Raw genomic sequence first — 12,165 nt, forward strand, 5'->3', positions numbered from 1 at the left:
AGGGACGGCGGTCATCATCCTGCGGCCTTGGCGGAGTCGCGCGCGGCGCGGCCGAGCCGGTTCATGGGCAGCCAGACGATCATGTGCGTGCCGACGCCCTTCTTGGACTGGATCTCCAGCTCGCCGCCATGCAGCTTGATGAGCGATTCGGCGATGGGCAGGCCGAGTCCGGTTCCGTCGCTCTGGCGGGCGAGTTCGCTGTCGAGCTGTCCGAACTGCTCGCGGGCGATCTCGACCTCTTCGGGAGTCATGCCGATGCCGGTGTCGATCACCGCGATGCGCAGGCCCTTGGGCTCCAGCACCTCGGCGCGCAGCGTGACGCGTCCGCCGGGCGGGGTGAACTTCAGCGCGTTGGACATCAGGTTGAGGATCACCTGCTTGAGGCGGCGCTCGTCGGCGGTGAGGCCGGGCAGGGGCTTGGGCACCTCCATGCGGATGTGCAGTCCGGCGCTGGCGGCGCGGTCGTGCATGAGGGTGCGGCATCCGGCGAGCAGCGCGGGCAGGTCCACCGCCTCCTCGACCAGCTCGATGCGTCCGGCCTCGATCTTGGCGAGGTCGAGCACGTCGTTGATCAGCGAGAGCAGATGGCGCCCCGAGGAATGGATGTTCTGGGCGTAATCGCGGTAGCGGGCGTCCATGGGCCCGAAGAGCTGGTCCTTCATGACCTCCGAGAAGCCGATCACGGCGTTGAGCGGCGTGCGCAGCTCGTGGCTCATGTTGGCGAGGAACTCGGATTTCGTGCGGTTGGACTCCTCGGCGAGGGCGCGGGCCTCCTGGAGGCGGCGCTCGGCCATCTTGATCTCGGTGACGTCGAGCATGAAGCCATGCGCGAGCATGGGCTTTTCGCCCTTGTCGCCCTTGCCGCGCGCGGCCACGAGGGTCATCATGTTGCGCAGATAGACCACGCGGCCCGAAGCCGAGCGCACGCGGTATTCATAGGTCGTGAAGTCGCCCGAACGCAGCTTGCGCATGCCGTCGAAGATGACGGTCTGACGGTCGTCGGGATGGACGTGCTCGACCCAGAATCCCACCGCATACCAGGAATCGGGCGGATATCCGGTGAGCGTCTCGATCTGGGGGCCGATGTAGGTGAATCTCTGCTCCTTGAGGTTGGCCTGCCAGGGGATGACGCCGGTGGATTCGGCGAGGCGCTTGAACTGCTGCTCGCTGATCTTCAGCTTGCGCAGGTTCTCCTTGTACTGGGTCTCCTGGGCGCGGAGGGCCCTGGCGGCGACCTGGCCGCGCGAGCGTTCGCCCTGGAGGAGGATCCAGGCGAGCGCCGTGAGTCCGCCGCCCACCGCCAGCACCAGCAGCGAGGCGACCCGCCCGACGCCCGGCGCGCCCGGCGTGGCGCCGATCAGATCGAAGCGCTGGGCGTTGAGGCCGAAGGAGAGGCTCCAGGGGGATTCGGCGCCGCGCATGAGCGCCATGCCGCTGGGCTGGACGAAGACCGGCTTGGCGGCGGAGGCGCCGAGCGGTCCGGAGAGGATGCGGGCGTTGGGCGTCCCGGCGAGGGCGCGGGCGTCGATCAGGGCGCCGATCACGCCCTTGAGCCGCCCGAACTCTCTGGGCGGCGCGGGGATCTCGACATATCCGGATTCCGGATCGGCGGGGTCGATGAGGCGCCTTTCGGGAGGCGCGGCCTCGGGGGCCGCGATCAGGGGGGCCAGCATCCAGACGACCGCCTGCGGCCCGCTCTCCAGCCTGAGGGAGGGGATGGGGTCTCCGTTGGGGGCGATCAGCGCCGAGACCACGGCGCGTTCTTCGCCGATGGCTGCGCGCAGCGCGTCCTGAGCGGCCTGCATGGCGACGTAGGCGGCGGGCAGGCGGTTGCCTGCGGTGAAGGGGAAGGCTCCGCGCTGGGCGTCCTGGCCGGGCGCGAGGAAGCGCAGGGGCAGGAAGAGGCTTTCGGCGCCTCGCGTGAGGCGGGTCATGCCTTCGGCGTTGTGCATGGCCATGAGCTCGGCGGCGGCCTGGTCCTCGACGGCCTGGAAATAGCCGACGGCCCGGATGGCGGGCGAGGCTCTGGCGGCCTGGGCGGCGGCCTCGCGGAAGATGCGGGCGAACTCCGGCGCGTCCTGCGGCTCCCGCGATTCGGCGAGGGCGGCCTCCAGACGGTCCAGGGCGCTGCGGACGGCTTCGAGCCGGTCCGCTGCGGCGGCCTGGGCCTCCGCGAGCTGCCGCGGAGCGTCCACATGACGGTTCAGGGTCTTGGACGAGCCAAGGAACAGCAGCGCCGCCGCGGCGAAAAGGACGCCGATCGCCGCCACGGCGAGAGTTTGCGAAAGTCGCCCCAACATGTCCGGCTTGATCCATCATCTGAGAAAGCGCCTGCTGAGGGCGCGGACCTACAATGGAAAGACGAGGGCTAAATTTTGGTGAACGCGGCCCGGAGCCCGAGGCGGATTCCTCCGGGCCGCGGCCTCCGGGCGCGTCTCTCCTGCGCGCAAAGGGACCCGCACAGGGCGGAATCCGGCCGAATCCGGCGTTTTCTCGCCGGGTTTCGCGGGATTCAGGCGACGGCGAAGAGGAATCCCGCCAGCAGCAGGCGATAGATCACGAAGACGGTCATGTCCGCCTTCTGGAGATAGCGCAGCAGCAGCTTGATGGTGGCGCAGCCGACGAGGAAGGTCAGGAAGGCGGCGATCAGGGCGTCGCGCAGGAAGGCGGCGTCGGCCTCCATGGCGAGTTCTCCGGTTCCGGCGGCGCCCGCCGCGAGGATCAGCGGAATCGAGAGCAGCAGCGAGAACCGGATGGACTCGGTGCGCGTCAGCCCGAGGAATCGTCCCGCCGTGGTGGTCACGCCCGAGCGGCTGGCGCCCGGAATGAAGGCGCAGGCCTGCGAGAGTCCGATGATCAGGGCCCCGCCCCATCCGAGATCCTTGATCTCCTTGTCCTCGGGGAAGAACTTGTCCGCGACGTAGAGCGCCACCGCGAAGACCGCCATGCCGACGGCGATGACCTTCAGCGACCGCATGTGCGCGCCTTCTCCGCCCATGAGATAGAGCCCGAGCCCCGCCGCCAGACCCGGAACCGAGGCGAGGATCAGCAGCAGCGCGAGCTTCGCATCCGGTTCGTGGAAGCGGCCCCGCAGGGCGAGCCAGAGTCCCCGGAAGGCCCGCCGCACCTCCGGCCAGAGACAGACGAGGATCGAGCAGAGCGTGGCCAGATGCAGCGCCAGATCCACGAGCGGCCCCTGATCGGGGAATCCGCCGAGCTTGCTGACCAGCACCAGATGCGCCGAGGAGCTGATGGGAAGGAACTCGAAGACGCCCTGAACGAGCGCCAGCACGACGATATGCAGAAGGGACATTTCGGATGCGGACTCCGCCGAGAGGCTCCGGAAGGGGAGCGGCGGCGCAGGCTAGTCCAATCCTCGCGGCGGCGCGAGGGCGCGAAAGCGCCTTGTCCTTCCTGAGGGGGATCGGCCAGAGGGGGGGGCGAAGGGCGCGGCCTGGCCCGGCTTGACCCTTCGGCGCTGCGGCGCCCATATGAGGGGCCTCATTCCTGTCGAGGACCTTCCCCCATGGCGTCTCCCATCGTTCCCCTGTCGATTCTCGAACTCGTCCGCGTGACGGAGGAGACCGACGCCCGTCAGGCCCTGCTGAACGCGCGGGATCTGGCCGCCCACGCCGAGGACTGGGGCTATGGCCGCATCTGGGTGGCCGAGCATCACAACATGTCCGGCATCGCGAGCGCGGCGGTTTCGGTGGTTCTGGGCCATATCGGCGCGGGCACGACGAAGATCCGGATCGGCGCGGGCGGGATCATGCTGCCCAATCATGCGCCCTATGTGATCGCCGAGCAGTTCGGCACTCTGGAGCGGCTGTTTCCGGGGCGTGTGGACCTCGGGCTCGGGCGGGCTCCGGGCACGGATCAGCTGACTCTGCGGGCCTTGCGCCGCAAGCCGGAGGACGCCGACCGCTTCCCCGACGACGTGCTGGAGCTTCAGGCCTTCCTCGCGCCTGCGGGCGAGGGCCAGCGCATCCGGGCGGTTCCGGCGGCGGGCACGGAGGTCCCCTTGTGGATTCTGGGCTCCAGCCATTTCGGGGCTTCGCTGGCGGCGATGCTGGGCTTGCCCTACAGCTTCGCCTCGCATTTCGCGCCGGACGTCCTGCTGACGGCTCTGGAGATGTATCGTGCGCGCTTCCAGCCCTCGGAGCAGCTGCAGAAGCCCTACGCCATGGTGGGCGTGAACGTGATCGCCGCCGAAACCGACGCCGAGGCCCGCCGCCTCGCGACCACGCAGCAGATGTCCTTCGTGAACATGTTCCGGGGCGCGCGTGGCCTGAGCCAGCCGCCCATCGACGACATCGAGGCCTACTGGACGCCTCAGGAGAAGGCGCAGGTCTCGCGGATGCTGGCGCGTTCGGTCTACGGCTCTCCGCAGACGGTGCGGGCGGGCCTGGCGGCTCTGGTCGAGGAGACGAAGGCCGATGAGCTGATCATCGTCTCGGACGTCTACGACCACCAGACGCGGCTGAAGAGCCTGCGTCTGATCTCGGAGGCCATGGGGCTCTGAGTCCTCCGCTCAGGGGATCCGGATCGCCTGCCCGTGCCGGAAGACGACCACGCCCTCTTCGCCGGAGAAGGTCAGGTTGAGCGTCAGCCTGACTCCGTCTCCCGTGAGGGACTTCCGGCAGGCGATCCGGGCCGCGCCCGCCCCCTGGCAGAGGAATCCGAAATCCTCCATGCGCGAGGCGAAGACCTTCTCCGGCAGCCGGAAGGCGACGTCGAGATCCGCGCCCCTCAGCCCGAGCGACGGACGGCCTTTCCGGAGGGCGGCGCCATGATCCTCCAGCACGGCCAGGGAGATCCTTTCGATCCTGGTCGCGAAGGAGGAATCCCTGACGCTGGCGCTTTCTCCGTGGAAGGCCTTCGCGAGGATGGCGGCGGAGAGCGTCAGGCCGATCAGAAAGAGCTTCAGCATTCCCGACATTCCGTCTCCTTCCCGTCGTCGGCTTCTCTCCGGGAGAGGGTTAAAGGCGAATGCTGGCCTTCCGGTTAATCCTCAGGAGGCGGAGAAGGCCGGGTGGAAGACGACGCGTCCGGAGGGGCGCGGCTCCTCGAAGGCCAGGGCGAGGAGATATTCCGGCGGCGCGCCCTCCAGCTTCAGGTCGGGATCCTGCGCGAATCCGAAGCGGCGGTAGTAATCGGGAAAGCCGACCAGGACGCAGCCTTTCGCGCCCTGCGCCTTCAGCCGTGCGAGGCCCTCGCGGATGAGGGCGCCGCCGATTCCCCGTCCATGCAGATCGGGCCGCGCCGAGACCGGACCCAGCCCGAACCATCCCCGGTCCTCGCCCTCGATGGTCGTCGGCGAGAGGGCGAGATGTCCGACGGGCTCGCCTTCGTGGATCGCGACCAGCGAGAGGGTGAGGGCTCCGGCCGCGCGCAGGGCGTCGAGGACCGCGCCTTCGGTTCCCCGGCTGTGGGGATTGAGCCTGAAGGCCGCCTCGGTCAGCAGACGCAGGGCGGGGGCTTCTTCGGGACGCTCCTCGCGGATGTCGATCTTCATGGTTGTCCTCCGTGATGTGGATCAGGCCTTCAGGGCGCGCACCTGCTCCTGAAGCGCGGGGATCATCTCGGCCTCGACCCAGGGCCTTCGCGCGAGCCAGCCGTTGTTGCGTCCGCTGGGATGGGGCAGCGGCAGGATCTCCGGCCAGAGCTCCCGCCAGGCCTCGACGCTGGCGGCCACGCCGCCGCGCCATTGCGCGCCCAGAACCCATCTTTGCGCGAAGAGGCCCAGAGCGAGGGTCAGCCGGATCTCCGGCAGGGCCTTCATGAGCCTCGGCCTCCAGGTGGGGGCGCAGATGGCGCGCGGCGGCAGGTCGCCGCCCTTTCCGGCTCCGGGATAGCAGAATCCCATGGGCGCCAGAGCCACGAGATCGGGATCGTAGAATTCTGCGCGCGTCAGCCCGAGCCAGGTCCGGAGCCTCGTTCCGCTGGCGTCGTCGAAGGGGCGTCCGCGCTCATGGGCGACGTGGCCCGGCGCATGGCCCACGACGAGGATCCGCGCTCCGGCGCCCGCCTGGAGGATCGGACGCGGCCCGAGCGGCAGATCCGCGCAGATCCGGCAGGCGCGGATTTCGGCGAGCAGGGAGTCGAGGCTTTCGGCGATCATGGCCTCAAGCTCGGCGCGAGGCCCCGGAAAAGCAAGAGGCGCAAAGCAAGAGGCGCGGAGTCTCCTCCGCGCCTCCGGACTTCACCCGGCCAGAACCGTCAGAACTTGCCCACGGCGTTGATGAACCACCCATGGGCGTTCTGGTTCACGTCGAAGAGGTCGTCCCCGAAGGCGGCGAAGTTGTAGCCCGCGCCGAGTTCGAAGTTGTCGCCGAAGCGCCGGTAGACCGCCACCAGAGCGCCATGACGGGTCATGTCGGTCTCGATGTCGTGGAGCACGCGCCATTCGGCCATCGCGTCCCAGTTCTCGAAGAGCCGGACCTTGGCGTGAGCCGCGCCATAGGTGAGCCGCGTGGCGGCCCATCCTCCGGCGTTGCGCTCCTCGCGGATCTCGCCCTGCTTGTAGGCGCCCTTGGCGCCGAAGGTCAGGCGCGGCGTGACCCGGTAGGAGGCTTCCGCCGAGACCAGATGCGCGCGCTGGTCCACGTCTCCCGAGACCTGATCCGGAGCGGGCAGGTCGTAAAGATAGGTGTAGCGGGCGAGCAGGTTCAGACGGTCGTTCTCGACGGGGCGATAGGCCAGCCCCACCGAGGCCTCCCAGAAGCGGGCGTCGCGGGCGGAATCCGCGCGGTTGTCGGTGTGCGAGACCGAAGCCTTGGCCAGCAGCGTGGTGGAGGGCGTGGCTTCGTATTTCGCGCGGGCCGTGGCGAGCCACTGATCCGTATCCTCCTCGCCCCGGTCGCGGCGATATTCCGCCTTGCCCGAGAGCTCCAGCCGCGAGGTCTTCCAGCGGGCCGAGGCCGAAACGGCGTCGCGTTCGGCGTCTCCGCCGTCGAGGTCCAGATCCGAGCGCTGATAGCTCAGGCCGAGGCTCAGATCGTCCAGGGGCCGGATCTCGGCGCCATAGAGCTGGCTGGTCTCGAATCCGCCGTCGCGCCGGACGCCGAAGAGGTTCTCCTGATAGACGTCGAGGCCGTTCGCGACGTTGGCGCGCTGGCCGAGGGTGAAGGCGTGGCGCCGCTCGTCCTCGCGGTCGGTGGAGTGGGTGTAGCTGCCATAGACCACGTGATCGGGGCTGCGCCGATAATCCACGCCCACGGTGGCGCCGTTTCCGCGCTCCTTGAAATGGGCGTATTCGGCGTGGGCGGTCAGGGTGTCGGAGAGCCTGGCCGAGAAGCCCACCGCGCCGCCGGTGGCGTCCACGTAGTCGCCTTTCTCCATGACCGAGGTCTGACCCCGGACGTAGAGCTTCGCGCCGTCCATGACTTCATAGGAGAGGCGTCCGCCGAGGATCAGGGCGGAGACTTCCGGCTGACGACGCTGGATCTCGGCCTCGTAGCGGGATTCGAAGGAGAGGCCGAAGCGTCCGAAATCCTTGTCGATCTGGGCGGCGGCGGCGCGTTCCTTGTCGCCGTCGAGATATTCGCCTTCATGGGCGCGCAGGGCGAGGCGCAGATCCTCGTTCGGGCGCAGCTCCACCGAGCCGCCGAAGCTGCGGCGGAAGCCGTCGAGGGCGCTCTGGACGTTGGAGTATCCCGCGTCGCGTTCGCGCCACCAGGCTTCGGCTTCTCCGGCCCATCCGCCGTCGAAGATCTCGGCGAAGTCGGCGCGGGCCTCGACCGAGAAGGCGTCGCCTTCGACCGGGCGTCCGAGCGAGCCGGAGAGCTCGTGGAAGGTCAGGCCGCCGTCCTCCGAGGCGCGGATGTCGGCGCGTTCGAAGGAATTGCTGCGGGCCCATTCGCCGCGGATATAGGTGCCGGGCTTCCAGCGCAGCGCGACGTCGGCGCCCATGAGCTCATAGGCGCGGGCGTTTTCGGCGTTCTCCTCGATATAGGTTCCGCCGATCTTCAGATGATCGCCGAGCCAGGCGAGGGCGCGGCCGCCGTAGGTCCATTCGTCGGCCTCGCCGAAATCGGGGACATATTCGTAATCGGCGACCAGAAAGACCATGTCGTCGCCGAGGGCGCTGGTGGAGATCACGTTGGTTCCCGAGCGCCCGGCGAAGCTGCGCAGCGGATTGGTCAGCAGCACGCGGCCCTGGATGTCGTTGATCTCGTAGTCCTTGCCGGGGACCAGCGCGACGCTCTCCAGCACGCGGCCGCTGTCGCGGTCGCGGACCTCGACGCGGAGCTTCTCCGAGCCGGTCACGATGTCGCGCTGACGCAGGTAATAGAGGCTGCCGCCGGTGCCGATGAATTCGTTATGCGCGGCGGCGGTGTTGGGCTGCGAGGCGAAGGCCTTGGCCTGGAGGCGGGCCTCGCCATAGCTGGTGGCGGCGCGGCTGACGTATTCCGCCCGCGCGCCGTAGAGCGAGCGCTCGTAGCGGGCGAGTTCGGTTCCGGTGAAGCCGGTGTTGTAGTTGCCCCACATCAGACTTGAGTCGCCGTCCTCGACGCGGACGTAGAACTTGCCCTGGGTGTCCACGTCGGAGCGCGCGACCGAGCCGTCGCCGTAGACGGGATAATAGCGGTCGGGATCGAGGCGGCGGAACATCTTCCGGGGATCGCGGTAATCGACGAAATCGTCGAAGAGATGCTTGATCTCGTTTTCGTGGGTGTCGGCCTGGGCCGTGATGAGGTAGCGGCCCTGGATCTTGCCCTTCAGATAGAAGGCGAGGCGTCCGTTGGCGAAGACGTCCTCCTCGAAGCCGTCGGTCCCGACGGCGGCCTCCAGCGAATCGGAGACGAAATCCTGGCCGATGGTCAGATCGGCGAGACCGACCATGAAGAAGCTGTTCTCGGGCACCTGCGCGGCGACGTTGCGGGTCCAGACCACGCCGTCGGGCGCGGCCAGCTCGACCGGAATCTCGTAGACGCCGGGGCGGCGCAGGCTCTCCCAGACGAATTCGCCCTTTTCATTGACCGGGATCTCCTCGCCGGAGACCGCGACCAGCCAGCCCGGAGGCACGCCGGCGCCGCGCACGGCGACTCGTCCGCCCATGATCGGAATGGACTGCCGCGCCAGCGAATCGCGGCCATAGGCCGAGCGCGCCGGACGCTTGAGCGTGGGATGGTCCGGATCGGCGGTGAGGAGCAGATCGCGGGGCTTGGTCTCGTCGCGGCGGCCTTCGGCGTCATAGGCGCGCACGACGTATTTCAGGTTCTCGCCGGGGCTCAGCGGGCGTCCGTCCGAGACGGCGCCGTCCCAGACCACGGGGTCTCCGAGCCGGGCGCCGGTCAGCGTGGCGAGGGGCCGGGCGCGATTGCGGTCGGCTTCGCGGAAGAGGACGACCTCCCAGCGGTCGATGAAGGTCGGGTAGTTCGAGAAGCTGTGGAAGACGGCGGGCTCGGCCAGGCCGCTCCCGGCCAGCAGGACGGCGCTGGGCGCGATGGCGTCGAGCCGGGGATCGGCGCTCTGGGCGTCGGCGGTCGCGGTCAGGCTGGCGCCGAAGGGCAGCTCGACGAGGCTGCGGACGCTGACGTCGGCGCATTTGGCCTCGGGGCAGATCTCGCGCGGCCTGGTCGTGAAGGCGGGCTTGGGCGGCTCGACCACGACCGGCGGCGGCGGGGGCGGGGGCGCGACGACCGTCGCCTGGGGGACGGGGCAGGCGGCGCCGACCGGCACGGTGATTCCCGTGTCGAGGCAATAGCGCCCCGTGACCACCGGCTGCGGCGCGGGCGTCAGGATCGGGGCGGGGATCGGACAGGCTTCGCCGGGCCTCAACGCCCGCCCGAGGGTCGGGCAGAAGGGCGCGGGCGCCATGGGCCCCACGAATTGCGGCCTGGGCGTCTCGATCACGCCGCGGCTCAGCGGGACCGGGACGGCCTTTCCGGCGCCGGGGGCGTCGGCTCTGGCCTCTTGGGCGCCGAGCAGCGCGCCCGCAAGGGCGAAGGCGCGCATGGGTCCGGCGCTGGTCGCGTTTGATCCGAAGATCATCTGGAAGAGACCCTTCGAAGGTTCGGGCTGGGGCGCAGGATGCGGGAGCGGAAGCAGGGTCGGACCGCCCGCCGGGATCGGCGAGAATCCGCCCTTGAGGCCGCCATGGGCGGGTCCGCCCATGCCCTGGACTTCGGAACGGACGTGGACCCGGCTCATGATCTCGGCGGGCAGCATCCCGGCGAGGGCCTGATGGACGGCGGCGACCCGCCCGGCGTTGAGCGCGGCGTCGACGTTCCCCTCGCAGGGACGGCACTCCACGACGACCTCTCCGCCGCCCTGCATGAGCAGATGCTCGGCTGCGGCGGTCAGGGCGCCCGCCTGGGCGGGGTCGATGGAGGCGGTTCCGGGCAGGAAGCAGACGGCGCCGATCTCCGCGACCTGCTCTGTGAAGAAGCCTTGCGGGGCGGGGCAGCTGACGGCGAAATTCGCGGCCTGCATGGGGCCTCCGGTCAGGCGCAGGCGCTGCGGATTGACCGAGACCACGCGCGAGCCCATGGGCAGCGAGGCTTCGTCGAGCTTGATCAGCATGTTGCTGCCGCGCAGACGATCGGTGAAGCGCCCGTCCGCGATGTGATAGCGGCCATGGGCGTCGGTCTCGATGACGAGTCCCTCCACCGTGGCGAGCCGCGCCCCGGCGACGCCGCTTTCGGCGCGGCATCCGCTCGTGACGACGATGGTGAGCAGATGTCCGCCGCCCGGCGCGGGGGTCACGGCGCGCATCATGCGCAGATCGCCGCAGCCCGCGAATCCGCTCGGCAGCGGCGCCTGAGCCCATGATCCGTCGGGCGCGAGGGCGGCGTCGAATCCCTCGGCGGTGACGAGCCGCAGGGCGGGGATCTCGGGCCGGGCGAGCCGGGCGCGGATGACGATCTTTCCGGCTTCTCCGCCCGCCCCGACATGGAGCGGCGCGAGATCGCCGAGCGTCAGCCCGGAGGCGAAGTCTCCGGCGAGGGGCTCGGGGCCGGCTCCGCGGTCGACGGTCAGCCCGCCGGGCAGGAGCGCGCCGGGCGCGAATCCGCCCGAGAGCGTGATCCGCGAGGCCATGGGCTGATCCTGCCAGCCGTTCATGTCGCAGTCGTACCAGACCTTGCCGAAGACGACGGAGTCGTCGAAGACCGTCGAGCCTTCAAGGATGATGATTCCGCTGCGGCCGGTCTGGATGGGCAGGAAGCGCCCGAATCCGTCGCGGCGATGCAGAACGGCGAGGTTCTCGGCGTAACCCGGAGGCGCGGCGTGGGAGATCCGCATGGCGTAGCCGACCCTGAGGCTTCCGCCGGGCTGCAGCGTGATCGGCCCGAAGATCGGATTGCGGCCTTGCAGCGAGAAGGGGACGACCTCCTCCACGACGCCGCTCGCCTGCTCGACCGAGAAGGACTCGGCGACGTAGTTCAGCCAGGGGGAGGGGCGATCCTCGATATAGACGACTTCATTCGCCGATCCGGTGTTGCTGACGGAGATGCGGAAGACCACGGCTTCGCCCTGCGCGACGGCCTTGTCCGGCGTCTCCTTCGTGACGCGCAGATCGACGACGGCGAAATCCAGCGCCAGATCGACGTCGCCGAGGTCTCCGTCGGCGACGATTTCGGTGCGCGTGGAGAGATCGACGCCGAAATATCCCGAATCGGCGGGGGGCTCGACATGGGCGGTGTAGCGCCCGCCCGGGGGGCAGGTCTGATCCTCTCCGAGCCGCAGCCGCACGCCATAGGCGCCGTCGGCTCCGGTGGTCTGGGGCAGCGAGCCTTCGGCGAAGCAGATGGAGGCCAGCGGGCCGCCGAGCGGCCCGGTCAGGCTGACCAGAGCGCCGGGGATGATCTCGCCGGTGGAGGCGTCGCGCACCACGCCGCCGAACCAGATGGTCGGGGGGCCCGCCGGAACGGGGGTCAGCTCCGGATCCACCTGATCGCGTCCCCCTGCGGAGAGGGGATCGGAGGTCCGGGAATCGACGGCTGCCGGAGGATATGCGGTCGAGCCTGCGGGAGGCCTCGCCGTGGCCGTATAGATTCCGCCGCTGGGGCAGGCCGCCGCATCAGCGCCCAGATCGATGTGGTAGACATGCCTTCCTGCGGCGTCTGCGGTCTGGGCGGCGTTTTCGCCGAAGAGGCAGGCGTTGGGCAGGGGCTGGCCGTTCGGCCCGCTCACGACGACCCTTGCGCCGGGGATGGTTTC

The 12,165-nt window shown here is 69.5% G+C and carries 7 protein-coding genes; 1 reads left to right on the top strand and 6 read right to left on the bottom strand.

From position 1 onward, the window contains the following. Window positions 1-14: 14 nt before the first annotated feature. Together PHN62_RS01540 and PHN62_RS01545 are read right to left on the bottom strand one after the other, a co-directional pair. The gene (locus tag PHN62_RS01540; RefSeq protein WP_300145290.1) at window positions 15-2,300 is read right to left on the bottom strand and encodes a HAMP domain-containing sensor histidine kinase; all 2,286 of its coding nucleotides are present in this window, start codon (window positions 2,298-2,300) and stop codon (window positions 15-17) included. A gap of 212 nt (window positions 2,301-2,512) precedes the next feature. Next, window positions 2,513-3,313: an undecaprenyl-diphosphate phosphatase gene (locus tag PHN62_RS01545; protein WP_300145293.1), complete on the bottom strand. Its 801-nt coding sequence runs from the start codon at window positions 3,311-3,313 to the stop codon at window positions 2,513-2,515. A 213-nt stretch (window positions 3,314-3,526) separates the two neighbouring features. Between PHN62_RS01545 and PHN62_RS01550 the strand changes: the two genes are divergently transcribed. After that, window positions 3,527-4,522, top strand: coding sequence for an LLM class flavin-dependent oxidoreductase (locus tag PHN62_RS01550; RefSeq protein WP_300145295.1), 996 nt, complete (start codon window positions 3,527-3,529; stop codon window positions 4,520-4,522). A gap of 9 nt (window positions 4,523-4,531) precedes the next feature. Here the strand turns inward: PHN62_RS01550 and PHN62_RS01555 are convergent, their stop codons facing one another. From PHN62_RS01555 to PHN62_RS01570, 4 genes are all read right to left on the bottom strand, one after another. Continuing rightward, window positions 4,532-4,939, bottom strand: coding sequence for a hypothetical protein (locus PHN62_RS01555; RefSeq protein ID WP_300145298.1), 408 nt, complete (start codon window positions 4,937-4,939; stop codon window positions 4,532-4,534). Window positions 4,940-5,011: 72 nt separating this feature from the next. After that, on the bottom strand, window positions 5,012-5,515 hold the full coding sequence (locus tag PHN62_RS01560; protein WP_300145301.1) for a GNAT family N-acetyltransferase: 504 nt from the start codon (window positions 5,513-5,515) through the stop codon (window positions 5,012-5,014). A 21-nt stretch (window positions 5,516-5,536) separates the two neighbouring features. Further along, the gene (locus tag PHN62_RS01565; RefSeq protein WP_300145303.1) at window positions 5,537-6,121 is read right to left on the bottom strand and encodes a uracil-DNA glycosylase family protein; all 585 of its coding nucleotides are present in this window, start codon (window positions 6,119-6,121) and stop codon (window positions 5,537-5,539) included. 98 nt (window positions 6,122-6,219) lie between these two features. Then, complete coding sequence (locus PHN62_RS01570) at window positions 6,220-12,138, bottom strand: DUF481 domain-containing protein (protein ID WP_300145306.1); 5,919 nt, start codon at window positions 12,136-12,138, stop codon at window positions 6,220-6,222. Window positions 12,139-12,165 lie beyond the last annotated feature (27 nt).

Source organism: Neomegalonema sp. (genome assembly GCF_028688855.1).
Taxonomy (GTDB): Bacteria; Pseudomonadota; Alphaproteobacteria; order Rhodobacterales; family Rhodobacteraceae; genus Neomegalonema.